Origin of the sequence: Pseudomonas sp., from assembly GCF_030683065.1 — a bacterium.
Lineage (GTDB): Bacteria > Pseudomonadota > Gammaproteobacteria > Pseudomonadales > Pseudomonadaceae > Aquipseudomonas.
Genome location: NZ_JAUXMX010000021.1, coordinates 1 through 26,921, shown reverse-complemented (window position 1 = coordinate 26,921; position 26,921 = coordinate 1). Strand labels below are relative to the sequence as shown.

Below are 26,921 nucleotides of genomic sequence, written 5' to 3'. Positions count from 1 at the left end.
GCTCACGCAGACCGGCGGGCGTCGCTGCGCGCCGAGGCCGCCCTACGCGCCGGGCGGGCGGCCCTGCGCGCCTAGGTGGTTGATCAGGCGCCGGGGACGAAGTGTTTCTGCGCCGTCCCACGGGCGATCAGCCGCGACAGGTAGTCGAGTTTCTGCGGGTCGCTGTCGACGAACTTGAACGTTAGCACCAGCCATTCGCTGTCCGGCTTGGGTTCCAGCGCTGCCACCGCATGCAGGTAGCCATTGAGTCGTGCCACCTCACCGCCTTCACCCTGCTCAAGGTCGAGCACCGCACTTTCCAGCACTTGCGGTAGCAGTTCGGCACGCTTGACCACCAGTTGCGCATCTTTAAGGCTAAGCGCCTTGATCACGCAGTTCATGGTGCCGCCTGGCAGGCGCAACTGGCCCTGGCCACGACCACCCGGCGCCTGCCCCGCCGACTTGGCCGAGGCCGCTGGCGTGGTTTGGGCTACCGGGCGCGGCGCCACGGCCTCTGCCGGAGCCGCCGCAGGCTTGACCACTTGGGCCTGTCCACCGGTCAACGCAGCCAGAGAGTCATTGGCGAAGCCGCCGCTGCTGAGCATTTTCGGCGGTGCGCTGGCCATCAGGGTTTGCAGCTTGCCGGCACGACTCAGGGCCTTTTTGACCTTGGTCACCAACTGTTCGTTGGAAAATGGCTTGCCGATGAAGTCGGAAACGCCGGCCTGGATCGCCTGGACCACGTTGTCCTTGTCACCACGGCTGGTAACCATGATGAACGGTACGGTTTTCAGGTTGTCTTGCTCGCGGCACCAACTGAGCAATTCGAGTCCCGTCATCTCGGGCATTTCCCAATCACAGAGAATCAGGTCGACGCTTTGCCGACTGAGCAACTGCTGGGCCTTGCGCCCATTGATGGCTTCGACGATCTGTACACCGGGGAAATGGTCGCGCAAACCTTTCTTTACCAGATCCCGAATAAAGGTGGCGTCGTCCACCACCAATACGCTGACTTTACTCATCGGCCACTCCTGTTCGAATGGCCCAAGCATAAGCGCGACAACTGGCCAAAGGCTAACCCTAAAGTGGCTATGGGCCGTTTTAGGGTTAGCCGATCAGTCTTACCGCCCAAGGGCGCAGGCAGCCCTGCTGCATTCAGCCCACGAGCGCGGCACTCAACTGTCTTTTCTGATGCCTTCAACTTCTTCCTTCATGCGGGTCAGGCCCATGTGTTTGACGTCGGTACCGCGCACCAGGTAAATCACCAGCTCAGCGATATTGCGGGCGTGGTCGCCGATCCGCTCCAGCGAGCGCAGGGCCCAGATGATGTTGAGCACCCGCGAGATCGAACGCGGGTCTTCCATCATGAAGGTGACCAACTCGCGCAGGGCAGTTTTGTATTCGCGGTCGATGGTCTTGTCGTACTGCGCCACAGACAGCGCCAGGTCGGCATCGAAACGGGCGAAGGCGTCCAGCGCCTCCTGCACCATCCTGCGTACCTGGTCGCCGATGTGCCGCACTTCCACATAGCCGCGCGGCGCTTCGCCTTCTTCACACAACAAGATGGCGCGCTTGGCGATCTTGGTCGCTTCGTCGCCGATACGCTCGAGGTCGATCACCGACTTGGAGATGCTGATGATCAGACGCAGGTCGGAGGCCGCCGGCTGACGACGGGCGAGGATGCGCACGCACTCCTCGTCGATGTTGCGCTCCATCTGGTTGATCTGGTCATCGATCTCGCGCACTTGCTGAGCCAGGCCCGAGTCGGCGTCAATCAACGCGGTGACCGCGTCGTTGACCTGCTTCTCGACCAGCCCGCCCATGGCCAGCAGATGGCTGCGCACACCCTCAAGCTCGGTATTGAACTGCTGGGAGATGTGCTGGGTAAGGTTTTCTTTGTTGATCATTGGTTCGCTCCGCGAAAGCTGCCGGCTTGGGTGGCCCTGGTGCGCACGGCCTAGGCGGCCCCGCACACCCTACACGTTGAGTTCAGCACTAAGGCCCTTGGAAAATGCTCTCTGGCGCGAAGGGCGCGCGCTGACAGTACGAGTAGTACGGCAAGCGCGCCCGACAAAGCCAGGGAGTATTTGCCATGGCCTTAGCCATAGCGGCCGGTGATGTAGTCTTCGGTCTGCTTCATCTCCGGGTTGGTGAACAGCGTATCGGTATCACCGAACTCGATCAGTTTGCCCATGTACATGAAGGCGGTGTAATCCGACACCCGCGCGGCTTGCTGCATGTTGTGGGTAACGATGACGATGGTGTACTTGGATTTCAGTTCGTATATCAGCTCTTCAACCTTGAGGGTGGAGATCGGGTCCAACGCCGAGCAGGGTTCGTCGAGCAGCAACACTTCCGGCTGAACCGCGACGGTACGCGCGATCACCAGGCGCTGCTGCTGACCACCGGACAGGCCAAGGGCCGACTCATGCAGGCGGTCTTTGACCTCGTCCCACAGGGCGGCGCTTTTCAGGCCCCACTCGACTGCCTCGTCGAGCACGCGTTTCTGGTTGATGCCCTGGATGCGCAGGCCGTACACCACGTTCTCGTAGATGCTCTTGGGGAACGGGTTGGGCTTCTGGAACACCATGCCAACGCGACGACGCAACTCGGCAACGTCTTCACCCTTGCGGTAGATGTTGCGCCCGTCGAGGTTGATTTCACCCTCGACGCGGCAACCGTCGACCAGATCGTTCATCCGGTTGAAGGTGCGCAACAGGGTCGACTTGCCGCAACCGGACGGGCCGATAAACGCGGTAACGCGCTGCTTGGGGATGTTCAGCTTGACGTCGAACAGCGCCTGCTTTTCGCCGTAGTACAGGTTCAGACCCGGCACCTGAATCGCCACGGTTTCCCCGGCAATGTTGAGGCTCTGCTTTTCCCGGCCCAGGGCCGTTATATCGATACCGTGTGTGGGTGTTTGGTGCTGCATGGGATGCTCCCTACGCTAACAATTCGTTGATCGTCCCCCGCCGGACAGGCAGAGGACAAAATACTTTAATGATCCAGCGCTTTGTACTTCTCACGTAGGCGGTTACGCATGAACACCGCCGCGAGGTTCAGAATCGCGATCACCAGCACCAGCAGCAACGCCGTGGCGTAAACCAGTGGCCGCGCGGCCTCGACGTTGGGGCTCTGGAAGCCGACGTCATAGATGTGAAAGCCCAAGTGCATGATCTTCTGGTCCAGGTGCAGGTACGGGTAGTTACCGTCCAGCGGCAGACTCGGCGCCAGCTTGACCACGCCCACCAGCATCAGCGGCGCCACTTCCCCGGCGGCACGCGCCACGGCGAGGATCAGGCCGGTCATCATCGCCGGGCTGGCCATCGGCAGCACCACGCGCCACAGGGTTTCGATCTTGGTCGCACCAAGCGCCAGCGAACCTTCACGCAGCGCTCGCGGAATCCGTGCCAGGCCTTCTTCGGTGGCCACAATTACCACTGGCAAGGCGAGCAACGCCAGGGTCAGCGAGGCCCACAACAAGCCCGGCGTACCGAAAGTCGGCGCTGGCGCAGACTCAGGGAAGAACAACCGGTCGATTGAACCACCCAGCACATAAACGAAGAAGCCCAAACCGAACACGCCGTAAACGATTGCCGGCACGCCGGCCAGGTTGTTCACCGCAATACGGACCACCCGGGTCAATGGCCCCTGCTTGGCATACTCGCGCAGGTAGATGGCTGCCACCACGCCGAACGGAGTGACGATCACGGCCATGATCAGGGTCATCATCACGGTGCCGAAGATTGCCGGGAAGATGCCACCCTCGGTGTTGGCCTCACGCGGGTCATCACTGACGAACTCCCACAACTTGACGAAGTAGAAGTTCAGCTTGCCTAGACCGGACATGGCATTCGGCTGATAGGCCCGCACCACCTTGCCCAGACTCAACTCGACCTCGCGGCCATCGGCAGTTCGCACCAAGGCGCTGTCGCGATTGAAGGCCTCGTAGAGCGCCACCAACTGGGTTTCAAGCACCTTGTACTCGGCATCCCAGCGCGCCTGGTCCATATCCAGATCAGCCTGGGCCTGTGCATCCAACTTGCCCTGCAGCTCCAGCTTGCGGGTTTGCAGACGAATGCGTTCAAGCCCGGCATTGATCCGGCCGATGTCTTTCTTCTCCAGGCGCACCACTTGCGTGTGCAGCTCTTCGACTCGCGCCAGACGCTCCTCCAGGGCAGCCCAGGATGCTTCGCCTTCGGCAACCAACTGGCCGTTTTCCTTGACGTTGACCAGGTAGCCGTAGAGGTTGCCCCATTCACGCCGCTCGAATGCGGTGAGGGCTTGCGGGGTACGGTGATTGCTCAACCATTCGCCCACCACCCAGGTGAAGTCAGCGCCGTAAAGATCGCGGTTACCCACCTTGAACAGTTCGCGAGTCATGAACTCGCCACCTTCAGCTACCACCGGCAAACCGGAAGCCGCCAGACGTGCACGGGGGATTTCTTCGATCTTGGTGATCTCGCCGGCCATCACCTTTACTTCCTGGCCAGGCACCAAATATTCGACTTCGACAATATCGGCTGGCCAGAAGTGGGCGAGACCACGGGTGGCGATCACGGCGAGTAGACCGAGGGTCATGATCACGGCGATGGACACCGCGCCAGCATTCATCCAGATCCACGGCGAACCGCTTTTAACCCAGGCTTTAACGGAATTCTTTTTCACAGTGCTACACCTTCACTGAAGTCGCTTGTCGCAACGTGCGCTGAAGCCCTTACCCACCCTGCGAGCACCCTCTCCCCGAAGGAAAGGGCTGTCGGATGGGCCTGCTGCGCAGGCCATGTTTTATAGGGACGCATACTTGACGCGCAGACGCTGGCGCACCAGTTCTGCGAGCGTGTTCATGACAAAGGTGAAGGACAACAGCACCAGCGCCGAGAGGAACAGCACCCGGTAATGCGTACCGCCCACCGCCGACTCGGGCATTTCCACCGCCACGTTGGCCGCCAGGGTGCGCAGGCCCTCGAAGATGTTCATGTCCATGATCGCGGTGTTGCCGGTGGCCATCAGCACGATCATGGTTTCACCGACCGCGCGGCCCATGCCAATCATGACTGCCGAGAAGATACCCGGACTGGCGGTGAGGATGACTACCCCGATCAGGGTCTGCCAAGGCGTTGCACCGAGTGCCAAGGAACCGAAGGTCAGGCTTTTCGGCACGCTGAACACGGCGTCTTCAGCAATCGAGTAGATCGTCGGGATCACCGCAAAGCCCATGGCCAGGCCGACCACCAAGGCGTTACGCTGATCGAAGGCGATCCCTAAGTCGTTGCTCAGCCAGCTGCGCATGTTGCCATCGAACAGCCAGACTTCCAGGTGGCCGCTCATGCTCAACGAGACAATGCCGATCAGCAGGATCACCGGAATCAGCAGCGCCGCTTCCCAGCCATCCGGCACCCGCAGGCGGATCGACTCGGGCAGACGACTCCAGGCGAAACCGGCGAGCAGGATGCCTATCGGGGTAAAGATCAGCAGGCTGAATATCCCCGGCAGATGCCCTTCGACATAAGGCGCGAGGAACAGACCGGCGAAGAAACCGAGGATCACCGTCGGCAGCGCCTCCATCAGCTCGATCACCGGCTTGATCTTGCCGCGCATGGACGGGGCCATGAAGTACGCGGTGTAGATAGCGGCAGCAATCGCCAGCGGTGCTGCCAGCAACATCGCGTAGAACGCGGCTTTCAGGGTACCGAACGCCAGTGGCGCGAGGCTCAGCTTGGGCTCGTTGTCAGTGCTGGCAGACGTCGACTGCCAGACATAGTCCGCCTCGTCGTAGTTTTCGTACCAGACCTTGCCCCACAGCGAACTCCAGGACACTTCCGGGTGCGGGTTGTCGATCAACAGCCGCTGCAACTGCCCTTGCGACTCGACCAGCACACGGTCAGCGCGCGGCGACAAACCGGCAATGGCGGTGCCTTCGGCCATCGGCTCGACCAGCAGGGTGCGGTGTGAAGTACTGTGGAAGAGACCCAGATTGCCTTTGGCATCCAGGGCCATAAAGCCCTTGCGTCGCTCTTCAGGAAGAATCTGGGTGATGGCACTGTCGCCCATCTGGAAGCTGCGGATCGACTTCAGGTACTGCTTGTCATCCTCGTCGCGAACCATGAACCATTGCTGGATACCGCCCTTGCTATCGCCAATCATCAGCGAGATACCGCCGAGCAGACCGGTCGCATTGGTGACGTCGGTGCTGCCATCGCTGAGCAGCTTGTAGCGGCCATTCAGCTCTTTGGTGCGCAAGCTGAAAACGTCCGCCGTAGCGCGGCCGTTGATTACATACAGCCACTGATGCCGCGGGTCGATGATCAAGGCCTTGATCGGCTCGGCGATCTGCGCCAAGGCGATGCGATCCTCGCTGAGGGTCACCTCACCGGTCATCATGTTTTCTTCACGACCGAGGCTCAGCACATGCAGATCGGTACCGGTCGAGCCTGTCAGCAACAAGGTCCCGCCGTTCAGGCTCACACCTATGTGATCCAGCGCGCGGCCTTGCTCATCAAGGCTGATCGCGGCTTCACCGAACGGGTAGTTGACCCGCGGGGTGATGGTTTTTACATCGTCCGGGTAAGTAATCGGGTAGGCATGCTCGAACACCAACACCTGACCGTTGGACAAGCCAAGAGCAACGCGATTGCTGCCGGGCTGATCCAGGCCTACCGAAACCACTTGGCTATCGGCCGGCAGAGGCAGGTCCACAGCGCTTAGCGCAGCCATGCTCTTGGCGTCGAAGAACTGCACCTGGCCACGCGCATCAAGACGCATGGCCACCTGATTCTGCTCCTCCACCGTAAGCAATAATGGCTGGCCAGCCTCGGCCAGCCAAGCCGGCTGCACAGGCTCGCGCGGCTCGATGTCAGCCCCCTGAAACATCGGGAAAACGATGTAGGCCAGGTAGAAGAAGATCAGCATGATGGCGCCAAGCACCGCCATGCCACCAATGGAGACCAACCAGCGGGCCAAGTGATCTTTTAGCGCACGGATGCGCCGCTTGCGCTGCAAGGCCGGGGTATTAAAGTCCAGCCCCAAGGATTTGGGCGAGGCGGTCAGGGTTTCACGAGCCAGGTCATTCATAGTAAGAGCATCTCTGCGCGGCCATGAGCGCGCCGTAAATTCATTCGTGGCACAGGCTGAATAATCTAGCCAAGTTATGTGACAGAAAAGTTACAGCGAGCTGACAAAACAACGCCCGCCTCTCTGTGCGAGAGGCGGGCGCGGCTACAAACCTGGCGTCCCTGCCAGTAGAGCCGGGGACTTAGAGACCCAGTTCTTTCAGGGCTTTCTCAGCCACTTTGCTCGGCAGCGGGATGTAGCCATCCTTGACCACTACTTCCTGACCTTGCTTGGACAGCACCAGCTTGATGAACTCAGCGTCCAGCGGGCTCAGGGCCTTGTTTGGCGCCTTGTTGACATACACATAGAAGAAGCGGGCCAGTGGGAACTTGCCAGCCAGGGCGTTTTCTTCGTTAGCTTCAAAGGCTTCGCCGCCTTTCTTGGACAGCGCGATTGCCTTGACGCTGGAGGTCTTGTAGCCAATACCCGAGTAGCCGATGGCATTCAGGGTGCTGGAGATCGACTGCACCACGGAAGCCGAACCCGGCTGCTCGTTGACGTTAGCCTTGAAGTCGCCTTTACACAGGGCTTCTTCCTTGAAGTAGCCGTAGGTACCCGACACCGAGTTACGACCGAACAGTTGCATCGGCTTGGCGGCCCACTCACCGGTCAGGCCTACATCGCCCCAGGTTTTCACGTCGCTAGCACCGCCACACAGGCGGGTGTTGGAGAAGATCGCGTCGACTTGTTCGATCGACAGGCTCTTGATGGGGTTGTCCTTGTGCACGAATACCGCCAGGGCATCGATGGCAACAGGAACGGCGGTCGGCTTGTAGCCATACTTCTGCTCAAAGGACTGGATTTCGCTGTCCTTCATGGCACGGCTCATCGGGCCCATGGTGGCAGTGCCTTCAGTCATTGCCGGTGGCGCTGTAGAGGAACCAGCAGCCTGGATCTGAATGTTGACGTTCGGGTAGCTCTTTTTGAACTCTTCTGCCCACAAAGTCATCAGGTTGGCCAGCGAGTCAGAACCGACACTGGACAGGTTGCCCGACACACCGGAAGTTTTTTCATAGGTCGGCAGAGCCGGGTCGATAGCGGCGACCGCATTAGCGGTGGCGACGCCAGCGGCGACGAAAGTCATGGCCGCCATCAAACGCTTAAGTTTCATGCCTTGCTCCTAGCAGAATTTAGTGTTGGATTGAACGAGCCCAAGTATCTGCAGCCCCTGTGACCAATCTATGAAAACAATGTGACAGTTAGATGAACGTGCTCGACTTTCACCGGCCACGGGTCACTCGCATTGAAGGCATAGCGCCACGGTCGCCCGTTGACCATTCAGTCGGTATACTCGCCAAACCCGCATCTTTGCGGGCCTGCAGGCCGCTGATAGCAGCCCATAACAACAACCGCGCCGCGAGCCGTACTCGAGATGAACGACGACTTCGAACAGGATGACCCGATACCGCAAGGCGATCTGGCCTTGCAGATCACCGCGCTACCGCGCGAAACCAATGGTTTCGGCGACATCTATGGCGGCTGGCTGGTATCGCAAATGGATTTGGCCGGCACGGCAATGGCCAGCAAGGTCGCCGGGGGCCGCGTGGCAACGGTCGCAATCGATCGTATGGCCTTTCTGGTGCCGGTAGCCGTTGGCGCGCAATTGTCCTTTTACACCCAGGCACTCGAGATCGGCCGCAGCTCGATCCAGATGCTGGTCGAGGTGTGGAGCGACGACCCGCTGTCGAGCGAATGGCGCAAGGTCACCGAGGCGGTCTTCGTCTTCGTCGCCATCGACGGCAGCGGCCGCACCCGCTCAGTACCGGCACGCCGCGGCTAAGAGGCACGTCCCTGTCCCGCGTAGGGTGCGCCGTGCGCACCATCGCCACGCTCATCGGTGCGCACGGCGTACCCTACGACACTGAGGCAACGGACAGAGCCATCGCCGGCGCCCCAGTCGCCCGGCAAAAACCTGAATCCCAGATACGCAAACGCCGGCTCGAGAGCCGGCGTTCTACTTGCGCCAGGAATCAGCCGCGGATGTTGTAGATGTCCTTCTCGTTGCTTTCGGCGTAGTCGTACAGGCGCTGCAGATAGGCCTTCTGCTGCTCCCACACCTTGCTCGCAACCGGGTCGGCAGCAGCGGAGGCGTCAACCACCTCGGCAGCTACTTCCTTCAGTTTGGCCAGCACGTCGTCTGGCAGGCGGCGTACTTCCACGCCCTCGCCTTTGAGTTGCTCCATGGCTTCCATGTTCTTGGCGTTGTAGTCGTCGAGCATGTCGCCGTTCACATCGCGCGCGGCGGCACGAACGATGGCTTGCAAGTCGGCCGGCAGGGTTTCCCAGGCCTTGATGTTGATGTCCAGTTCGAACAGTACGCTCGGCTCCTGCCAGCCCGGGGTGTAGTAATACTTGGCGGCTTTGTGCAGGCCCAGCGCCTGGTCGTTGTAAGGGCCAATCCACTCGGTGGCATCGATGGCGCCGGTCTGCATGGCGGTGAAAATCTCGCCAGCAGGCATATTGACGACGGTGCCACCCATTTTGGTCAGCACTTCGCCGCCCAGGCCAGGGGTACGCATCTTCAGGCCCTTGAAGTCATCGACGCTGTTGATTTCCTTGTTGAACCAGCCAGCAGTCTGCACGCCAGTGTTGCCGCAGGCCATGGGCAGGACGCCAAACGGCTTGTAGACCTCTTCCCACAACTCGATACCGCCGCCCTTGTGCAGCCAGGCATTCATTTCCTGGGCATTGGGGCCAAACGGCAGGGCGCAAAAGAACTGCGCGGCAGGCACTTTGCCTTTCCAGTAATACGGCGCGCCATGGCCCATTTCCGCGGTACCACGGGACACTGCATCGAACACTTCCAGGGCCGGCACCAGCTCGCCTGCGGCGTAGACCTTGACCTTCAGGCGGCCATTGCTCAATTGCTCGACCAGTTTGGAGAAGCGTTCCGCACCCACGCCTACGCCAGGAAAATTCTTCGGCCAGGACGTGACCATCTTCCAGTTGAAAGTCTCACTACTCGCGCCTTCTTGGGGCTTGGCAGCGGTTTCAGCCTCTTTGTTGCAACCAGCCAATGCGGTGGCTGCAAGGCCAACGCCTGCGGCTGCGAGAATTTGACGACGCTTCATGTAATAACTCCTTGTTGTTGTATTAATGGTCTGAGCACTGGGATCGCCAGTATTCAGCTATATGTTGAGTATCACAGGAACCCCCACCTCTCAAGCGTAACGACTACGTACGTAGTACTGCCGGTTGCGACGCCGTGACCCACCCGCCTAGAATCCCCGGGTTTACTGGCCATAACAATAAGGATCTGCCATGTCGAATCATCCCCCTCCCTTGCTCGGCTTAGCGCGACTCATCGACGCCATCAATGCCGGCTTTGGCAAGGCTTGCGCCTGGCTGACCCTGTTCCTGGTTATCGGCACTGCGGCTGTAGTGGTGTTGCGCTATGGCTTCGGCATTGGCGCCACAGCGCTGCAGGAAGCCGTGCTCTACGCCCATGCGCTGGTATTCATGGGCGCCGCGGCCTGGGTACTGCAGTGCAACGGCCACGTGCGCGTGGATATTTTCTATCAGCGGTTCAGTGGCCGCCGCCAAGCCCTGGTGGAAATCCTCGGTAACCTGCTGTTTCTCCTGCCGGTGTGCCTGTTCCTCGGCTGGAGCAGCTGGGATTACGTGGGTAACGCCTGGGCGACCCTGGAAGGCTCGAGCGAGTCCGGCGGCCTGAAATTCGTCTATCTGCAGAAGAGCATCATCCTGGTGCTGGTCGTTACCCTGGTGCTGCAAGGAATCTCCAACTTGATCAAATCCGCCTACATCCTTACCGGCCGCCTGCCTGCTGCGGAGGTGAAGCATGGTTGAGTTAATGGCGATCCTGCTATTTATCAGTATTTGTGCGGCCTTGATGGCGGGCTACCCGGTAGCCTTCACCCTCGGCGGTGTGTCCCTGCTGTTTGCCGGTATCGGCATCGTTACCGGCACCTTCGATGGCAGTTACCTGAACGCCCTGCCCAACCGCCTGTTCGGCATCATGAACAACCAGACCATGCTGGCGGTGCCGCTGTTCGTGTTCATGGGCGTGATGCTGGAAAAGTCGCGGGTCGCTGAAGACCTGCTCGAATCCATGTCACGGCTGTTCGGCACCCTGCGCGGCGGCCTGGCGATTTCCGTGTGCGTGGTCGGCGCGCTGCTGGCGGCATCCACCGGGATCGTCGGCGCAACGGTGGTGACCATGGGCCTGCTGGCCCTGCCGACCATGCTTCGGCGCGGTTACGACCCGGCGATCGCAACCGGCACCCTGGCGGCTACAGGCACCCTGGGGCAGATCATTCCACCGTCGATCGTGCTGGTGTTGCTGGGTGACGTGATGTCCAGCGCCTACCAGCAGGCGCAGTTGAAGATGGGCATCTTCTCGCCGAAGACCGTCTCGGTCGGCGACCTGTTCGTCGGCGCGCTGCTGCCCGGCCTGCTGCTGGTCGGCCTGTATATCCTTTACATCATCGGCGTGGCGATCTTCCAGCCGAAGAAGCTGCCGGCGCTGCCACAGGAAGAACTCGGTCCGATCGAATGGGGCAAGCTGATCAACGCCCTGGTGCCGCCGCTGCTGCTGATCGGCGCGGTGCTCGGCTCGATCCTCGCCGGTTACGCGACACCGACCGAAGCCGCTGCACTCGGTGCGCTAGGCGCCATGGCGCTGGCCTTCTACAAAGGCAAGCTGAACTTCGGTCAGCTGCGCCAAGTGGCTTATGGCACCACCGAAATCAGCGCCATGGTGTTCCTGATCCTGATTGGTGCCTCGCTGTTCTCCCTGGTGTTCCGCGGCTTCGGCGGCGAGACCATGATCGAGGACATCTTCGCCCAGCTGCCGGGCGGGGTACTTGGCGCGTTCTTCCTAGTGATGGTGGTGATCTTCCTGCTCGGCTTTATCCTCGACTTCATCGAGATCACCTTCGTGGTGGTGCCGATCGTCGGCCCGGTATTGCTGGCCATGGGCCTGGACCCGGTGTGGCTCGGCGTGATGATCGCGTTGAACCTGCAAACCTCCTTCCTCACCCCGCCGTTCGGCTTCGCCCTGTTCTACCTGCGCGGCGTCACCCCGCCGTCCATACCGACCAGCACCATCTACAAGGGCGTGGTGCCGTTCATCCTGATCCAGCTGTCCTTGCTGGTGATCGCCTACATATTCCCCGGCCTGATTACCTGGCTGCCGGAACAGGTATACGGCAAGTAGAGCCGCAGCGGACGGGCCTGCAGCCCTAGCCGTTTGATCCCCGCGCACCAACAGCCTTCGGGCATTGGTGCGTACGGCGCACCCTACGCGCATTGCCGCTATTCGCTGCGCAGCGCGTCTACCGGATGCAGGCGCGCGGCACGGCGTGCCGGGGCGATGCCGGCGAACAGGCCGATAAGCGCCGACAGCAGCAGCGCCAGCAGCAGGAAACCAGGCGCCAACTGCAGTGGCAGGGCCGGTAAACTCACATGCAGCCCCACCAGCAGCAACCCCATCAACAGCAAACCGAGCACTCCGCCGGCCAGTGAGAGCAACGCCGCCTCGGCGAGAAACAGCCCCAGCACCTGCCGCGGCGTGGCGCCAATGGCGCGCAACAGGCCGATCTCAGCGGTGCGTTCGCCGACCGTGGTGGTCATGATAGTGAGAATGCCCACCGCCCCCACCAGCAGCGAAATGCCGCCGAGGGCGGCGACGGCGATGGTCAGGGTGCCGAGGATGCGGTCGAGGCTGGCGAGCATGTCGTCCTGGGTGGTCAGGCTGAAGTCTTCGCGGCCGTGGCGCTCGATCAACAGCTGGCGCATCCGCGCGCTCAGCTCCTGCGAGCCGATGCCGGCATTGAACATCACATTGATCTCCATCAGGCCGTCGCGGTTGAACAGGCTCTGCGCCCAGTCCACCGGAATGTAGGCGATGTCGTCGAGGTCGAAGCCGAGCAACTGGCCCTTCTCCTCGATCACCCCGATCACCCGGAAACGTATGCCGCCGACCCTGATCGCCTCGCCCAACGGGCTGGCCTCGCCGAACAGTTCCTGGCGCAGCGTGTGGCCGAGTACCGCATAGGGCGGCGAACGGCCATCGCGGGCCGGCGGCAGAAACTGGCCGAGGGCCAGACGAAAGCGCCAGGCCTCGGCCAACTGATGGCCGCCGCCGATGATGTCGCTGTTGCGGCTCATCACCCCATACTGAATGTCGCCACTGCCCTGGATGATCGGCACCACCGCCTCGACATGCGCCAGTCGCCCGATGGCATCGGCATCGCTCAGGCTCAACGGGCGCACGCTGCTGAGAATGCCGCCCAGGCCGCCGGTCTGGGTCTTGCCCGGGTGCACGGCGATGATCCGTGTGCCGAACTGCGAGAAGTTATCCAGCACATAGACCCGCACCCCTTCGCCGATGGCCGTGAGCAGCGCCACCGCAGCAATGCCGATCGCCACCCCGAGCAGGGTCAGCAGGCTGCGCAACGGCCTGCTGATCAGGGTCGTGGCGGTGAGGTGCAGGCCGTCTTGCCAGCGCATCATGGCCGCGTACCCCGATTGGTGCGCACGGCGCACCCTACCCCGAACCGCGCGCCCGAGTCGGGTGCGCCGCGCGCACCATGGCGTCTTATCTGCACGCGCCCGCGAGGCTTTTGTGCAGTCTGCTGTTCGCGGGCATGCCCCGCTCCTACGGCCGGTATGCGGCGGCTCATCTCCACCCCAGACCATGAGCCCAGCCCGTAGGGTGCGCCGCGCGCACCATGGCGTCTCCTGCTCATGCCCGTGCTCCCGGCGGACGTAGCGCCGCCAAGGGTTCCATGCGCGCCGCCTGGTTGGCCGGCAGCCAGGCGAACAGCAAGGCCGCCAGCAGCGCCAACAGCAGCGAGCCGGCGCTGGCCCACAGCGGCGTCTGCAGGGGTATCTCCCACAGCTGGCGACCGAGCCAGAGCAGCGCCTCGCTCAGGCCCAGGCCGATCAAACCACCGGCCAGGGCCAGCAGCGCCGCCTCGCCGACGAACAGCGCACGCACCTGCCCCGGCCGTGCACCCAGAGCCTTGAGCAGGCCGATCTCGGCGGTGCGCTGGTTCACCGCAATCCAGGTCACGTTCATGATCAGGATGCCGGCCACCAGCAGGCTGATCGCGGCAATCCCGGCCAGGGCCAGGCTGAGGACGTCGAGAATGCCGTCGAACGCCGCCAGCATGCTGTCCTGGCTAATCAGGGTGACGTCCTCCTTGCCCTCGTGGCGGGCCTTGATGGTCTCGAGGATCTGCCGCTTGCCGCTCTGCAGAAACTGCGGCCCGCGCACTTCGGCGAACACCCGGAACAGCCCCTCGCGGTTGAACAACACCTGGGCACTGGCCACCGGGATGATCAGCATCTCGCCGAAGTCCATGCCCAGCGATTCACCGCGCTCGCCGAGAATGCCCACCACCCGAAAGCGCCGGTCGCCGGCGCGCAACCATTCGCCCAGGGCCGGCCCGCTGCCAAACAACTCGCGCCTAAGCGTGAGGCCGATCACGCAGACCGCCTCGGCCTGATCCAATGCCAGCACCGGCAGCGCCTGCCCTTGGGCCACATCGAGCTGGCGGATAGCGAAAAACTCGTGGCTGGTGCCCAGGGTGAGTGCCTCGCGTACCCGGTTGCCGACGCTGACCTCAACCTGCCCGGCCTGCAGCGGCGCCACCCGTCGCACGCTGGGCAGACGGCCGATGGCTTCGGCATCGCCGAGGGTCAGGTCGCGGGTCGCCAGCCCGGTAATCGGTGGCATGCCGCCGGTGGTTTCCTTGCGTCCCGGCAGCACGATCAGGGTGTTGCGCCCGAGCAGGGAGAACTCGCCGATAACGAACTGCCGCGCGCCCTCGGCCAGGCCGGTGAGCAGGTTCACCGCGACCACGCCGATGGCCATGGCCAACAGCAACATCAGGCTGCGCGAGCGGTTACCGCGCAGGGCGCCGAGCATCAACCCGACGCCGTCAGCCGCGCGCATCAATCGGCCCCTGCTGGATGTCGTCGATGATCTGACCGTCGCGCATGCTCAGGCACCGGCGTGCGCGGCCGCCGATGGCGGCATCATGGGTCACCACCAACAGGGTCAGGCCCTCGCCGTTGAGTTCTTCGAGCAGCGCCACCACCTCGGCGCCGGAATGGCTGTCGAGGTTGCCGGTGGGCTCGTCCGCCAGCAGCAGCGCCGGCTGCATGACCATGGCGCGAGCGATGGCCACGCGCTGGCGCTGGCCGCCGGACAATTCGGCCGGGCGATGCTTGACCCGGTCGCCAAGGTTCAACCGCTCGACCAGCCGTGCGCTGCGCCGATGCCGCTCGGCCGGCTCGATACCGGCCAGCAGCATCGGCAACTCGATATTCTCCAGGGCGGTCAGGCGCGGGATCAGGTGATAGGACTGAAAGACAAAACCGATATGCCGGCTGCGCAGTTCGGCGCGGCGATTCTCGTCGAGCGCCGCGGTGGCCTCGCCGTTCAGCCAATACTCGCCGCTGTCCGGCGCATCGAGCAGGCCGAGGATATTCAGCAGGGTCGACTTGCCCGAACCGGACGGGCCCATCACCGCCAGGTACTCGCCGCGGCTGACCTGCAGGTCGACCTGGTCCAGGCCCTTGACCTGCTGATCGCCGAGAATGAAGCAGCGGCTGACCGCACTCAGGCGAATCATGGCGCGACCTCATCTTCGGCCATCACCGCCACGCCATCGACCAGACCGCTCTGCTCCAGGCTGGCGAGAATCCGCTCGCCGTCGGCCAGCCCATCGAGCACCTCGGTCCAGCGCCAGTTGGCCAGCCCGGTGCGCAACTGCACCTCGCGCAGCACCCCGGCCACGGGGTCATAACGCAGCACCCGGCGCCCTTCCAACAGGCTTTCAGTCGGGATGCGCAAGGCCTGCGGGCGCTGTTCGATGATGACTTCCAGATCGGCGCTGTAGCCCGTCAGCAGGGCCAGATCAGTCGGCACAGGATCGAAGCGGGCCTCCACATCGACGGTGCGCGCCTGACGCTCAAGATCGCGGACAAAGGGCGCGATCCGACTGACCTTGCCGGCGAAATGCTCACCGCGAAAAGCGTCCAGGCTAATCCGTACCGGCATGCCCGGCTTGACCCGCGCCGCATCCACCTCATCGATTGGCGCCTCGACATACAGGCAGCTGTCATCGATCAGGTCCACCGCTGGCGGCGTCGGAATGCCCGGTGGCGAGGGCGTGACGAACTCGCCGACCTCGCCGTTGATCTCGGCAATGATCCCGGCGAACGGCGCGCGCAGCGTGGCCTGATCGAGCAGTGCGCGCTGCAGCGCGAGGTTCGCTGCGGTCTCGCGGATCGCCATGGCGGCGGCGTTGCAGGCAAGCGCCGACAGCCGCGCGCGGGTGGCGCTCTGATCGACCCGGTCCGCCGCCACCAGCTGACGCTCTTGCAGGCTTGCCAGACGCTGATGGTCGCGACGCTCCAGATCCGCCTGCAGGCACCGCTGCTGACGCTGGTTAGCCAGGCCGTCGAGACGCGCTTCGACCTCGCGAACGCGGGCCTGTAATTCGTCCTGACGCAGACGCATCAACACCTGACCGGCCTCGACCCGCTGGCCCTCCTCAACCAGGCGCTCGCTGACCTGAGCGCCCAGATTGAACGACAACTGGGTACGGCGGCAGGCCTTGAGCGTACCGGCGCGGGTATTGGCCACTAGGGTCTCGACCGGACCGCGCTCCACCGTGATCAGTCGCACCGGCAGCGGCTGCGGTCGACTCCACCACCAGAACGCCGCCGCAACACCTGATACAAGCGCCACAGCTAACAGAATCTTGCGCATCGCAACCTCCCTTCAGTCCAGGTCAGCCTAGGTCAGGGGCAACCGAGCGACAATGCGCCACGTCAGGGAATCAAGCGGTCTGGCCTTTGCCGGCACAGCGGTTCACACTTTCCACAAGCGCCCACTCGCCAGGAACGCCCAGCCGGGCGCACGGCAGTCCTTGCGGCGGGCCGGTGATGCTTTTGCTCCGCACATATCGCCGGATCGCCGGATCGCCGGGCCGCCGGATCGCCAGCAAGCTGGCTCCTACACAAACGTCGTAACCATCGAAGAGCGCAGCCATGAACGCAACCGAACAACGCCCACTGGTCGAGCGGGTGGAAATCAACCAACTGACCTGCTGGCGCGTGCGCACCGCCAACGCCGAACTGCTGGTCGCGCAACAGGGCGCGCAGGTTCTCAGCTACAAGCGCGATGGCGAGCAACCGCTGATCTGGCTCAGCGAGCAAGCCGAATTCGAGCAAGGCAAAGGCGTGCGCGGTGGGGTGCCGGTGTGCTGGCCCTGGTTCGGCGACCTGCGGCGCAACCCGCCGGCAGTCCAGGCGATGTACCAGGGCGGCAGCCTGGTGCCGGCCCACGGCCTGGTGCGCTCGCTGGACTGGCAACTGCTCGGCATCGACAGCCTGGATGACAGCGTCATCCTCGAATTCGTCTTCAACAGCGTCGAACAGCCGCTGGCGGAATGGCCGCACGCCGCCGAACTCAAACTGCGCATCCGCCTCGACCACCAACTGCACCTCGAACTCGACACGCGCAACCTCGGCGATACGCCTCTGGCCTTCAGCCAGGCGCTGCACACTTACTTCGCCGTCAGCGATATTCGCCAGGTGCACGTCGAAGGTCTAGAGGGCTGCCGCTACATCGACACCCTGGACAACTGGCTGGAACGCCAGCAGAGCGCCACCCTGGATTTTCACGGTGAAACCGACCGTATCTACCTGGACACCCCGACCCAGCTGAGTATTCTCGATCCCGCCTGGCAGCGACGCATCCGGCTGCGCAGCAGTGGCTCGCGCTCGGCGGTGCTGTGGAATCCCTGGGTCGACAAAGCCCGGCGCCTCTCGCAATTCGCCGACGACGCCTGGCAGGGCATGCTCTGTATCGAGCACGCCAACGTCCTCGACGATTGCGTGCTGCTCGCCCCCGGCGCCCAGCACCGACTCAGCGTCAGCCTGTGGAGCGAAGCCTTGCCGGCCTGAGATGGCGCGGTGGTGACGGTTTGATCGCCGCCACCCGCGCCTCGCGCGGCATGACTCGCGAGGCACACATAGACAGGGAAAGCCTGCGCATCAGCCGCATATAAAGAAGGCTGTATCTGAGTTGGCTGTTGTCGACCTGCTTAGCTCTGCAGGAGATCCCCCGTCGCGCAGCAAACTGGGGGCAACGGCGTCTGTCGGTTTGTAGGTACCTGTAGGCGCGGCGGGGACGCCTAGCGCCATGCCCGCGAATCGCGGTCGCGGCCAATAACCACGCATCCCCCACTAATCGACCCGGTTTGCACACATGCGCACAACCGCCGGGAGCCTCGCGCATGCAGAAAAGTACTTTTGTGCCGTGCAATTGCTGCTTTTGTACAAGAGCAGAGCAAAAGCCCTACAAAATATACTGTTTTTGCCTAGCCATCAGAGAGGGAACTACACAATGAAAATGCGCCTGTCACCGTTATTAGCGTTAGCCACTGCACTGACTGCAGCCCCGGTCGCCCTGGCTGTAGAGGGCGGGATGCAGGAAGCTGGGCGCCAGCTGTTCAGCCACCACTGCACGGCGTGCCACTCGCTGGACAGTAGCGAGAATGCCTTCGGCCCCAGCCTGTTCGGCGTAGTCGATCGCCCGGCGGCCTCCGTGCCCCGATTTGCCTACTCGAAAGCCATGGAGACCTCGGGGATCACCTGGAACGAAGACAACCTGCGCAAGTGGATTGCCGACAACGACGCATTGGTTCCCGGCACCCGCATGCGGCACGTCGCCATTAGCGATCCTGCCGAGCAGGATTACCTGATCAGTTTTCTGCGTTCGTTGAAGTAAGCCACCACTCGCTGGCAGCTCACTCCATCCACTTACGCCCCGCCAACTCCAGCAGCAGGTTGGCCTGCTCCGGCCCGCTGCTCCCAGCCGGATAGGGCCGCGGGCTCTGGTGGTGCTGCTGCCAGCCATTGATGATCGGGTCGATCCAGCTCCAGGCCGCTTCGACTTCGTCGCGGCGCATGAACAGTGTCGAGTCGCCTTCGATCACATCCAATAGCAGGCGTTCGTAGGCGTCCCAGCGGCGCTTCTGGCGAAACGCGTGCGCCAGGTTGAGGTCCAGCTCCACAGGTTCCAGGCGCATGCCCTTGCCGGGGTGCTTGGCCATCAGTTGCAGGCTGATGCACTCTTCCGGCTGCAGGCGAATCAGCAAGCGATTGGCCTCGCTGTCGCCCAGCAACTGGTGCGGCACCGGTTTGAACTGGATCAGGATCTCGGAGGTTTTCTTCGCCATACGCTTGCCAGTGCGCAGGTAGAAGGGCACACCGGCCCAACGCCAGTTCTCGACCTCCACCTGTAAGGCGACAAAGGTCTCCGTATCGCTGTCGTTGTCGACATTTTTCTCGAAGTAGTAAGCCGGCACTTCCTGCCCGCCGATCTTGCCGGCCACGTATTGGCCGCGCACCGTTTTGTCGCGTACGTCGAGGCCGGAAATCGGCTTCAGCGCCTCGAGCACCTTGACCTTCTCGTTACGCACCGCCTCGGCATCGAAGCGTACCGGCGCTTCCATGGCCACCAGACACAGCAACTGCAACAAATGGTTCTGGACCATATCGCGCATGGCGCCGGCGTTGTCGTAGTAGGCGCCGCGATTTTCCACGCCGAGGGTCTCGCACACGCTGATCTGCACATGATCGATGTGCCCGGCGCGCCAGACTGGCTCGAACAGGGCGTTGGCGAAACGCAGCGCCATCAGGTTCTGCACGGTTTCCTTACCGAGGTAGTGATCGATGCGGAACACCCGCGACTCGTCGAATACCGCACCGATTGCCGCATTGATCGCCTGCGCCGACGGCAGCGAGCGCCCAATCGGCTTCTCCAGCACGATGCGCGCGTGAGGCCCGGCCAGCCCGGCGATATCAAGGTGCGAGGCGATCGCTTCGAACAGGTCGGGCGCAGTGGCCAGGTAGTAAACCCGTACACGTTCGCCGCCAAGCCCAAGATGCTTGCCCAGGCGGCCAAAGTCGGCGCTCTGACTGGCGTCCATGGCGAAGTAGTCGAGGCGCGCGGCGAAGCTGGCCCACATGTCGTTGTCAAAGTCGGCGCGGGCCACTTGGGCGCGACAGCGGCGTTCGGCGAGGGCCTGGTAAGCGGCGCGGCTGTGGCTGCTGCGCGCCAGGGCGAGAATGCGCATGTCGGCGTGCAGCCGACCGACGCGGTGCAGGTGGTAGAGCGCTGGCAGCAGCTTGTGCAGGGCCAGGTCGCCCGTACCGCCAAAGACCAGCATGTCACAGGGAATGCTCAAAGCGGGAACTCCGACTCGGTTTAGCAGTGCGGGCGCGGCGGCCATGTAGTATAACTACAGGATCACTACACCCGGCGTGCCCCGATCATAACCGAGTCATACTTCGGATGAGCGTCGCACGACCTGTTCGTCAACTTTCAGCCCGAGCCCATGCCCGTGAATTTGTTGCAGCACATCGCCCAGTCGCGTCACTTGTTACGCAAGTCGGAACTCAAGGTGGCCGACCACGTGCTGCTCGACCCGGCCTCGGTGATGCATAGTTCAATGGCCGACCTGGCCCACAGCGTCGGCATCAGCGAACCGACCATCGTACGTTTCTGCCGTGCCATCGGCTGCAGCGGTTTCCAGGACTTGAAGCTGAAACTGGCGCAGAGCCTGGCTGCCGGCGCCAGTTTCGGCCAATTCGCCATCCACGAAGACGACTCGGTCGCCGACTTCAGCCTGAAAATTTTCGACACCACCCTGCACACCCTCATCGAGGTACGCGAGAACCTCGACCCGCAGGCCTTGCAGCGCGCCATCGCCGCCTGTGCCCAGGCCCAGCGCGTGGAGTTTTATGGCTTCGGCGCCTCGGGCGCGGTGGCGGCGGATGCCCAGCACAAGTTCTTCCGTCTGCTGCTCACCGCTGCCGCCTATTCCGACCCGCACATGCAGGCGATGAGTGCGGTGACTCTCAAGCCTACCGATGTGGCCATTTGTATCTCCCAGTCCGGGCGCTCGAAAGATCTGCTGATCACCGCCAACTTAGTGCGTGAAGCCGGCGCGACCCTGATCACCCTATGCCCAAGCCAGACCCCGCTGGCCGACCTGGCCACGGTCAACCTGGCTATCGATGTGCAGGAAGACACCGAAATCTACACCCCGCTGACCTCACGCATCGCCCACCTGGTGGTGATCGACGTGCTGGCAATGGGCGTGGCCATGGCCCGCGGCCCGAGCCTGGTCAACCACCTCAAGAGCGTCAAACGCAGCTTGCGCAGCCTGCGCCTGTCGCCGAAGTCAGTAAAATCCCACGAAGATTAATCGCGGCCGCTATGTTGGGTTACGCCGCAGCCAAGCGGCGGCAATAAGCACCATCCTGCGCAGGCGGCTAACCCAACCTACGAAACCGACCGAAGATTCGTGTCATCGACGTAGGTTGGGTTAGCGGCGCAGACCCTCGTGCGGGCCAGCGACGTATGTGCCGGGCGCCGCGTAACCCAACACAGCGGCAGCACGCACACAGCCCTTATTGGGTTACGCCGCGGCAAAGCGGCAGCAATAAGCACCATCCTGCGCAGGCGGCTAACCCAACCTACGAAACCGACGAAGATTCGTGTCATCGACGTAGGTTGGGTTAGCGGCGCAGACCCTCGTGCGGGTCAGCGACGCATGTGCCGGACGCCGCGTAACCCAACACAGCGCCCGCGAGTACACAGCCCTTGCTGGGTTACGCCGCGGCTAAGCTGCAGCAATAAGCGCAATCCTGCGCAGGCGGCTAACCCAACCTACGAAACCGACCGAAGATTCGTGTCATCGACGTAGGTTGGGTTAGCGGCGCAGACCCTCGTGCGGGCCAGCGACGCATGTGCCGGGCGCCGCGTAACCCAACACAGCGGCAGCACGCACACAGCCCTTATTGGGTTACGCCGCGGCAAAGCGGCAGCAATAAGCACCATCCTGCGCAGGCGGCGCTGGTCGAGGTCATCGCAACTTCATCGCCTTGCCGCCAAAACGTCACATTCCGAGTCGATCCTGTACCTCCCGTTGTTCAGCCAGGGAGACTTGAGATGCCTCGTTATTTGGATGAAGCGCAGTCACACGTCAGCACTGATGCAAAGAATCGCCGCAAGCTGCTCGATCAGCGCCGTATGGAATACCGCCGCGCCATTGAGGACTATGCCGAACACCGCCAGTTGCAGCAGCAATTGACCGATTACCCAGAGCTGATTGCGGCTAACTATATGGCTGCCGCTCAGGCATCGGCTCGGCGAAGCGCTCGGCCAGGGCGTTGATCAGGCTGCGTTGATCGCGCACGAAGGCGAAAAACGCCTGGGCCACCGGTGACAGGTATTTGCCGCGCGGGTGTACCAGGCACCAGCTACGCAGTAATGGCAGCTCGGCCACCGGCAATTCACGCAGCGCGCCGCAGGCCAGCTCACGGCGCACCGCATGGCGTGGCAACAGAGCCACGCCGAGGCCGGCAAGCACGCCTTCAAGCTGACTTTCGGTTGAAGCTAGCTCAAGGGTCTGAACGAAGTGCGCGCGTTTCTGGTGGCAATACGCCTCGATCGCCTGACGCGTACCCGAGCCGCGCTCGCGCACCACAAGCGGCCAGGCGGTGAGGTCTTGCAGGGCCAGTGGCCCCTGGCTGCAAAGTGCGTGCGACGCCGGCGCCACCGCGATGATTGGGTTATTGAGAAACGGCAGAAACTCCAGATTCAGGTCGGTCGGCACCTGCGACATGATCAGCAGGTCATCACGATTAGCGCTTAGCCGCTTGAGCGCCTGGGCGTGGTTGGTGACCACCAGCTGTAAACTGACTTCCGGGTATTGCTGGCGAAAAGCGCCGAAAAGATGCGGCGTGAAGTACTTCGCACTGGATTCCACAGCCAGACTCAGCTGCCCTTGCAGCGAGCCTTGCAGGTCGCCCAGCTGCATATCCAGGCTTTCCAGGCGGCCGAAAATATCCGCGCTGGCCCGCTGCAGGGCTTCGGCGGCATCGGTCAGGTAGAGCTTCTTGCCGACATAATCAAACAGCGGCTGGCCGAGCAACTCTTCCAGCTGGCGAATCTGCAGGCTGACCGCCGGCTGGGTCAGCGCCATGTCTTCGGCGGCGCGACTGTAGGAGCGCTGCTGGCACACGGCGCGAAACACCTGCAGTTGGCGCAGGGTGATGCGCATCAAGGATTTACGCACGGGATACCTCCTCGGCCGAATGAGCCTTGCGGCAGGGCTTTCGACCGAGTGTATAAGCTATAGCTTATAGCCAAGCAAATTATTACTGATTTTGGTTATCCAACGCCCAGGCGTAGGGTGAGCGCGTGGTCGTCACTGACGATTACCTGTCTGTCTACTGGGTCGAGGAAGCACGCGTGATCAAGAAAATCCTGATTGCCAACCGCGGCGAGATCGCCGTCCGTATCGTGCGCGCCTGCGCCGAAATGGGCATCCGCTCGGTGGCCGTCTATTCCGATGCCGACCGCATGGCGCTGCACGTCAAGCGCGCCGACGAGGCCCACAGCATTGGCGCCGATCCACTGGCCGGTTACCTGAACCCGCGCAAGCTGGTCAATCTGGCCGTGGAAACCGGCTGCGACGCGCTGCATCCCGGCTACGGCTTCCTCTCCGAGAACGCGGAACTTGCAGATATCTGCGCCGAACGTGGGATCAAGTTCATCGGCCCGAGCGCCGAAGTAATCCGCCGCATGGGCGACAAGACCGAAGCGCGGCGCAGCATGATCAAGGCCGGCGTGCCGGTCACTCCGGGTACCGAGGGCAACGTGGCGGATATCACCGAGGCGCTGGCCGAGGGCGAGCGTATCGGTTATCCGGTGATGCTCAAGGCCACATCCGGTGGCGGCGGGCGCGGTATTCGCCGCTGCAACAACCGTGAAGAGCTGGAGCAGGCGTTCCCGCGGGTGATTTCCGAGGCGACCAAGGCCTTTGGTTCGGCGGAAGTGTTCCTAGAAAAATGCATCGTCAACCCCAAGCACATCGAGGCGCAAATTCTCGGCGACAGCTTCGGCAACGTGGTGCACCTGTTCGAGCGCGACTGTTCGATCCAGCGGCGCAACCAGAAGCTGATCGAGATCGCCCCCAGCCCGCAACTGACCCCCGAGCAGCGCGCCTACATCGGCGACCTGGCGGTACGCGCCGCGCAGGCAGTGGGCTACGAGAATGCTGGCACCGTGGAGTTCCTCCTCGCCGAGGGTGAGGTGTACTTCATGGAGATGAACACCCGGGTGCAGGTGGAGCACACCATCACCGAAGAAATCACCGGCATAGATATCGTCCGCGAGCAGATCCGCATCGCCTCCGGCCTGCCGCTGTCGGTCAAGCAGGAAGACATCATCCACCGCGGCTTCGCCCTGCAGTTCCGCATCAATGCCGAAGACCCGAAGAACAACTTCCTGCCCAGCTTCGGCAAGATCACCCGCTACTACGCGCCCGGCGGCCCAGGCGTGCGAACCGACACGGCGATCTACACCGGCTACACCATCCCGCCCTACTACGACTCGATGTGCCTGAAGCTGGTGGTCTGGGCCCTGACCTGGGAAGAGGCCATGGACCGCGGCCTGCGTGCGCTGGACGACATGCGCCTGCAGGGCGTGAAGACCACCGCGCCCTATTACCAGGAGATTTTGCGCAACCCGGAATTTCGCAGCGGCCAGTTCAACACCAGCTTCGTCGAAAGCCACCCGGAACTGACCCAGTACTCGATCAAGCGCAAACCCGAAGAGTTGGCCCTGGTTATCGCCGCCGCCATCGCCGCCCACGCCGGGCTCTAACAAATCGCAGGCCGGACCCAGTCCGGCAGTTGCAGCCACGGATCGCCTCCGGGCTTCAGGAGAACCAAAGATGAGCAAGAAAATCCAGGTCACCGACACCATCCTGCGCGACGCCCACCAGTCGCTGCTGGCCACGCGCATGCGGCTGGAGGACATGCTGCCGATCTGCGACAAGCTGGACAAGGTCGGCTACTGGTCGCTGGAAGTCTGGGGCGGCGCGACCTTCGACGCCTGCGTGCGCTTCCTCAAGGAAGACCCCTGGACGCGCCTGCGCGAACTGCGCCAGGCCCTGCCCAACACCCGCCTGCAGATGCTCCTGCGCGGGCAAAACCTGCTCGGCTACCGCCATTACAGCGACGACGTGGTCAGGGCCTTCGTCGCCAAGGCCGCGGCCAATGGCATCGACGTGTTCCGCATCTTTGACGCGATGAACGACGTGCGTAACCTGCGCGTCGCCATCGAGGCGGTGAAGGCCGCCGGTAAACATGCCCAGGGCACCATCGCCTACACCACCAGCCCGGTGCACACGATCGCGGCGTTCGTCGCCCAGGCCAAGGCCATGCAAGCCATGGGCATCGACTCGGTGGCGCTCAAGGACATGGCCGGCCTGCTCACCCCTTACGCTGCCTATGAGCTGGTCAAGGCACTCAAGGCCGAGGTCGACCTGCCGGTGTTTATCCACAGCCATGACACCTCGGGCATGGGCGCGATGTGCCAGCTCAAGGCCGTCGAAGCCGGCGCCGAACATATCGATACCGCCATCTCCAGCTTTGCCTGGGGCACCAGCCATCCGGGCACCGAGTCGATGGTCGCTGCACTCAAGGGCAGCGCATACGACACCGGCCTCGACCTGGAGCTGATCCAGGAAATCGGCCTGTACTTCTATGCCGTGCGCAAGAAGTACCACCAGTTCGAAAGCGAGTTCACCGCGGTGGACACCCGCGTGCAAGTCAACCAGGTGCCGGGCGGGATGATGTCCAACCTGGCCAACCAGCTCAAGGAACAGGGCGCCCTGCATCGCATCAACGAGGTCTTCGCCGAGATTCCCAAGGTTCGTGAAGACCTCGGCTTCCCGCCGCTGGTGACGCCGACCTCGCAGATCGTCGGCACCCAGGCGGTATTCAACGTACTCGCCGGCGAGCGCTACAAGACCATCACCAACGAGGTGAAACTCTATCTGCAGGGCCGCTACGGCCTGGCGCCGGGCAAGATCAACGAGCAGCTGCGCTTCCAGGCCATCGGCAACGAAGACGTGATCGACGTGCGCCCGGCCGACCTGCTCAACCCGGAAATGGCCAAGCTGCGTGAAGAAATCGGCGCTTTGGCCAAATCCGAAGAGGACGTGCTGACCTACGCCATGTTCCCCGACATCGGGCGCAAGTTCCTCGAGGCGCGCGCAGCCGGCACCCTGACCCCGGAACCCCTGCTGCCAATCCCCGCGGCAGGCGGCGTGGCCCCGGCCGGTGGTGAGGGCGTGCCCACCGAGTTCGTCATCGACGTGCATGGCGAAAGCTACCGCGTCGACATCACCGGCGTCGGCGTGAAGACCGACGGCAAGCGCCACTTCTACCTGTCCATCGACGGCATGCCGGAAGAGGTGGTGTTCGAACCGCTCAACCAGTTCGTCGCCGCAGCCGGCGACAAGCGCAAACAAGCCAGCGCCCCAGGTGACGTCAGCACCAGCATGCCGGGCAATATCGTCGATGTACTGGTCAAGCCAGGCGACACGGTCAAAGCCGGCCAGGCGGTACTGATCAGCGAAGCGATGAAAATGGAGACCGAGGTACAAGCGCCCATCGCCGGCACGGTGAAAGCGGTGCATGTGGCCAAGGGCGACCGGATCAACCCGGGCGAAGTACTGATCGAAATCGAGTGACCGCAGGCCCGTGAACACCATCGCAGTATGGGTTCACAAGCGCGGCGCGACTGTTTACCTCTTGGGGGGCCGTGAGGCTCCCTTTTTTTAGGCTATGTACCCGTTATGTGTTGCATGCAGCAATGCCCTGTAGGAGCCAGCTTGCTGGCGATGCTGTTGCATGGGCTTGCTGGCCCGGATCGCCAGCAAGCTGGCTCCTACAGACGCGTCTGCCTTTTTACTGGTCATCTC

22 protein-coding genes are annotated in these 26,921 nt (G+C 62.7%); 9 read left to right on the top strand and 13 right to left on the bottom strand.

Features of this window, described 5'->3' with window-relative positions:
- Window positions 1–83: 83 nt before the first annotated feature.
- The 6 genes from Q8K09_RS04870 to Q8K09_RS04845 all read right to left on the bottom strand — a co-directional run bounded on the left by Q8K09_RS04870 (window position 84) and on the right by Q8K09_RS04845 (window position 8,203).
- Window positions 84–1,001: a response regulator gene (locus Q8K09_RS04870; protein WP_305253858.1), complete on the bottom strand. Its 918-nt coding sequence runs from the start codon at window positions 999–1,001 to the stop codon at window positions 84–86.
- 153 nt (window positions 1,002–1,154) lie between these two features.
- Window positions 1,155–1,886: a phosphate signaling complex protein PhoU gene (phoU, locus tag Q8K09_RS04865; protein WP_305253857.1), complete on the bottom strand. Its 732-nt coding sequence runs from the start codon at window positions 1,884–1,886 to the stop codon at window positions 1,155–1,157.
- 191 nt (window positions 1,887–2,077) lie between these two features.
- Window positions 2,078–2,911, bottom strand: coding sequence for a phosphate ABC transporter ATP-binding protein PstB (gene pstB, locus Q8K09_RS04860; RefSeq protein ID WP_305253856.1), 834 nt, complete (start codon window positions 2,909–2,911; stop codon window positions 2,078–2,080).
- Window positions 2,912–2,976: 65 nt separating this feature from the next.
- A complete protein-coding gene (gene pstA, locus Q8K09_RS04855; protein ID WP_305253890.1) occupies window positions 2,977–4,593 on the bottom strand; it encodes a phosphate ABC transporter permease PstA in 1,617 nt (538 codons plus the stop codon).
- 174 nt (window positions 4,594–4,767) lie between these two features.
- The gene (locus tag Q8K09_RS04850) at window positions 4,768–7,053 is read right to left on the bottom strand and encodes an ABC transporter permease subunit (RefSeq protein WP_305253855.1); all 2,286 of its coding nucleotides are present in this window, start codon (window positions 7,051–7,053) and stop codon (window positions 4,768–4,770) included.
- A gap of 181 nt (window positions 7,054–7,234) precedes the next feature.
- Window positions 7,235–8,203: a phosphate ABC transporter substrate-binding protein PstS family protein gene (locus tag Q8K09_RS04845; protein WP_305253854.1), complete on the bottom strand. Its 969-nt coding sequence runs from the start codon at window positions 8,201–8,203 to the stop codon at window positions 7,235–7,237.
- A gap of 261 nt (window positions 8,204–8,464) precedes the next feature.
- Between Q8K09_RS04845 and Q8K09_RS04840 the strand changes: the two genes are divergently transcribed.
- Window positions 8,465–8,872: an acyl-CoA thioesterase gene (locus Q8K09_RS04840; RefSeq protein ID WP_305253853.1), complete on the top strand. Its 408-nt coding sequence runs from the start codon at window positions 8,465–8,467 to the stop codon at window positions 8,870–8,872.
- A 190-nt stretch (window positions 8,873–9,062) separates the two neighbouring features.
- Here Q8K09_RS04840 and Q8K09_RS04835 read toward each other — a convergent pair whose 3' ends face one another.
- Window positions 9,063–10,163, bottom strand: coding sequence for a TRAP transporter substrate-binding protein (locus tag Q8K09_RS04835; RefSeq protein WP_305253852.1), 1,101 nt, complete (start codon window positions 10,161–10,163; stop codon window positions 9,063–9,065).
- A 190-nt stretch (window positions 10,164–10,353) separates the two neighbouring features.
- On the opposite strand from Q8K09_RS04835, the gene Q8K09_RS04830 reads away from it, so the two are divergent.
- The gene (locus Q8K09_RS04830) at window positions 10,354–10,899 is read left to right on the top strand and encodes a TRAP transporter small permease subunit (RefSeq protein WP_305253851.1); all 546 of its coding nucleotides are present in this window, start codon (window positions 10,354–10,356) and stop codon (window positions 10,897–10,899) included.
- Complete coding sequence (locus Q8K09_RS04825; protein ID WP_305253850.1) at window positions 10,892–12,268, top strand: TRAP transporter large permease subunit; 1,377 nt, start codon at window positions 10,892–10,894, stop codon at window positions 12,266–12,268. The genes Q8K09_RS04830 and Q8K09_RS04825 overlap by 8 nt, the downstream gene beginning before the upstream one ends.
- A 98-nt stretch (window positions 12,269–12,366) precedes the next feature.
- On the opposite strand, the gene Q8K09_RS04820 is transcribed toward Q8K09_RS04825, so the two are convergent.
- The 4 genes from Q8K09_RS04820 to Q8K09_RS04805 form a co-directional block, all read right to left on the bottom strand.
- Window positions 12,367–13,563, bottom strand: coding sequence for an ABC transporter permease (locus Q8K09_RS04820; protein WP_370869485.1), 1,197 nt, complete (start codon window positions 13,561–13,563; stop codon window positions 12,367–12,369).
- Window positions 13,564–13,798: 235 nt separating this feature from the next.
- Window positions 13,799–15,013, bottom strand: coding sequence for an ABC transporter permease (locus Q8K09_RS04815; RefSeq protein ID WP_305253848.1), 1,215 nt, complete (start codon window positions 15,011–15,013; stop codon window positions 13,799–13,801).
- On the bottom strand, window positions 15,000–15,695 hold the full coding sequence (locus Q8K09_RS04810) for an ABC transporter ATP-binding protein (protein WP_305253847.1): 696 nt from the start codon (window positions 15,693–15,695) through the stop codon (window positions 15,000–15,002). Before Q8K09_RS04810 ends, Q8K09_RS04815 begins: the two co-directional genes overlap by 14 nt.
- Window positions 15,692–16,837: an efflux RND transporter periplasmic adaptor subunit gene (locus tag Q8K09_RS04805; protein WP_305253846.1), complete on the bottom strand. Its 1,146-nt coding sequence runs from the start codon at window positions 16,835–16,837 to the stop codon at window positions 15,692–15,694. The genes Q8K09_RS04810 and Q8K09_RS04805 overlap by 4 nt, the downstream gene beginning before the upstream one ends.
- Before the next feature lie 281 nt (window positions 16,838–17,118).
- Here Q8K09_RS04805 and Q8K09_RS04800 point away from each other — a divergent pair, with 281 nt between their 5' ends.
- Both Q8K09_RS04800 and Q8K09_RS04795 read left to right on the top strand, forming a co-directional pair.
- Complete coding sequence (locus Q8K09_RS04800; RefSeq protein WP_305253845.1) at window positions 17,119–18,036, top strand: D-hexose-6-phosphate mutarotase; 918 nt, start codon at window positions 17,119–17,121, stop codon at window positions 18,034–18,036.
- Window positions 18,037–18,478: 442 nt separating this feature from the next.
- The gene (locus Q8K09_RS04795) at window positions 18,479–18,862 is read left to right on the top strand and encodes a cytochrome c family protein (protein WP_305253844.1); all 384 of its coding nucleotides are present in this window, start codon (window positions 18,479–18,481) and stop codon (window positions 18,860–18,862) included.
- Window positions 18,863–18,881: 19 nt separating this feature from the next.
- On the opposite strand, the gene zwf is transcribed toward Q8K09_RS04795, so the two are convergent.
- Entirely contained in the window at window positions 18,882–20,369 is a 1,488-nt protein-coding gene (zwf, locus tag Q8K09_RS04790) for a glucose-6-phosphate dehydrogenase (RefSeq protein ID WP_305253843.1), read from the bottom strand.
- 111 nt (window positions 20,370–20,480) lie between these two features.
- Here zwf and hexR point away from each other — a divergent pair, with 111 nt between their 5' ends.
- The gene (gene hexR / locus Q8K09_RS04785) at window positions 20,481–21,347 is read left to right on the top strand and encodes a transcriptional regulator HexR (RefSeq protein ID WP_305253842.1); all 867 of its coding nucleotides are present in this window, start codon (window positions 20,481–20,483) and stop codon (window positions 21,345–21,347) included.
- A 746-nt stretch (window positions 21,348–22,093) separates the two neighbouring features.
- The gene (locus Q8K09_RS04780; RefSeq protein ID WP_305253841.1) at window positions 22,094–22,318 is read left to right on the top strand and encodes a PA3496 family putative envelope integrity protein; all 225 of its coding nucleotides are present in this window, start codon (window positions 22,094–22,096) and stop codon (window positions 22,316–22,318) included.
- On the opposite strand, the gene Q8K09_RS04775 is transcribed toward Q8K09_RS04780, so the two are convergent.
- Window positions 22,260–23,222 carry a LysR family transcriptional regulator gene (locus Q8K09_RS04775; protein WP_305253839.1) on the bottom strand — a complete coding sequence of 321 codons (963 nt, stop codon included), beginning with the start codon at window positions 23,220–23,222 and terminating at the stop codon, window positions 22,260–22,262. The genes Q8K09_RS04780 and Q8K09_RS04775 overlap by 59 nt on opposite strands.
- Window positions 23,223–23,398: 176 nt before the next feature.
- Between Q8K09_RS04775 and Q8K09_RS04770 the strand changes: the two genes are divergently transcribed.
- Together Q8K09_RS04770 and oadA are read left to right on the top strand one after the other, a co-directional pair.
- Window positions 23,399–24,814 carry an acetyl-CoA carboxylase biotin carboxylase subunit gene (locus Q8K09_RS04770; RefSeq protein ID WP_305253889.1) on the top strand — a complete coding sequence of 472 codons (1,416 nt, stop codon included), beginning with the start codon at window positions 23,399–23,401 and terminating at the stop codon, window positions 24,812–24,814.
- A 70-nt stretch (window positions 24,815–24,884) separates the two neighbouring features.
- Window positions 24,885–26,690: a sodium-extruding oxaloacetate decarboxylase subunit alpha gene (oadA, locus tag Q8K09_RS04765; RefSeq protein WP_305253838.1), complete on the top strand. Its 1,806-nt coding sequence runs from the start codon at window positions 24,885–24,887 to the stop codon at window positions 26,688–26,690.
- Window positions 26,691–26,921: the final 231 nt, after the last annotated feature.

What these genes read in the sequence shown, in the direction of transcription:
- Q8K09_RS04815 (WP_305253848.1), bottom strand. Translation starts at nt 15,013, where the DNA reads ATGCGCGCGGCTGACGGCGTCGGGTTGATGCTCGGCGCCCTGCGCGGT.
- Q8K09_RS04825 (WP_305253850.1), top strand. Translation starts at nt 10,892, where the DNA reads ATGGTTGAGTTAATGGCGATCCTGCTATTTATCAGTATTTGTGCGGCC.
- Q8K09_RS04840 (WP_305253853.1), top strand. Translation starts at nt 8,465, where the DNA reads ATGAACGACGACTTCGAACAGGATGACCCGATACCGCAAGGCGATCTG.
- Q8K09_RS04850 (WP_305253855.1), bottom strand. Translation starts at nt 7,053, where the DNA reads ATGAATGACCTGGCTCGTGAAACCCTGACCGCCTCGCCCAAATCCTTG.
- Q8K09_RS04835 (WP_305253852.1), bottom strand. Translation starts at nt 10,163, where the DNA reads ATGAAGCGTCGTCAAATTCTCGCAGCCGCAGGCGTTGGCCTTGCAGCC.
- pstB (WP_305253856.1), bottom strand. Translation starts at nt 2,911, where the DNA reads ATGCAGCACCAAACACCCACACACGGTATCGATATAACGGCCCTGGGC.
- Q8K09_RS04810 (WP_305253847.1), bottom strand. Translation starts at nt 15,695, where the DNA reads ATGATTCGCCTGAGTGCGGTCAGCCGCTGCTTCATTCTCGGCGATCAG.
- Q8K09_RS04830 (WP_305253851.1), top strand. Translation starts at nt 10,354, where the DNA reads ATGTCGAATCATCCCCCTCCCTTGCTCGGCTTAGCGCGACTCATCGAC.
- Q8K09_RS04820 (WP_370869485.1), bottom strand. Translation starts at nt 13,563, where the DNA reads ATGCGCTGGCAAGACGGCCTGCACCTCACCGCCACGACCCTGATCAGC.
- Q8K09_RS04805 (WP_305253846.1), bottom strand. Translation starts at nt 16,837, where the DNA reads ATGCGCAAGATTCTGTTAGCTGTGGCGCTTGTATCAGGTGTTGCGGCG.
- phoU (WP_305253857.1), bottom strand. Translation starts at nt 1,886, where the DNA reads ATGATCAACAAAGAAAACCTTACCCAGCACATCTCCCAGCAGTTCAAT.
- Q8K09_RS04795 (WP_305253844.1), top strand. Translation starts at nt 18,479, where the DNA reads ATGAAAATGCGCCTGTCACCGTTATTAGCGTTAGCCACTGCACTGACT.
- Q8K09_RS04845 (WP_305253854.1), bottom strand. Translation starts at nt 8,203, where the DNA reads ATGAAACTTAAGCGTTTGATGGCGGCCATGACTTTCGTCGCCGCTGGC.
- oadA (WP_305253838.1), top strand. Translation starts at nt 24,885, where the DNA reads ATGAGCAAGAAAATCCAGGTCACCGACACCATCCTGCGCGACGCCCAC.
- zwf (WP_305253843.1), bottom strand. Translation starts at nt 20,369, where the DNA reads ATGGCCGCCGCGCCCGCACTGCTAAACCGAGTCGGAGTTCCCGCTTTG.
- Q8K09_RS04780 (WP_305253841.1), top strand. Translation starts at nt 22,094, where the DNA reads ATGCCTCGTTATTTGGATGAAGCGCAGTCACACGTCAGCACTGATGCA.
- pstA (WP_305253890.1), bottom strand. Translation starts at nt 4,593, where the DNA reads ATGAATGCTGGCGCGGTGTCCATCGCCGTGATCATGACCCTCGGTCTA.
- Q8K09_RS04800 (WP_305253845.1), top strand. Translation starts at nt 17,119, where the DNA reads ATGAACGCAACCGAACAACGCCCACTGGTCGAGCGGGTGGAAATCAAC.
- Q8K09_RS04870 (WP_305253858.1), bottom strand. Translation starts at nt 1,001, where the DNA reads ATGAGTAAAGTCAGCGTATTGGTGGTGGACGACGCCACCTTTATTCGG.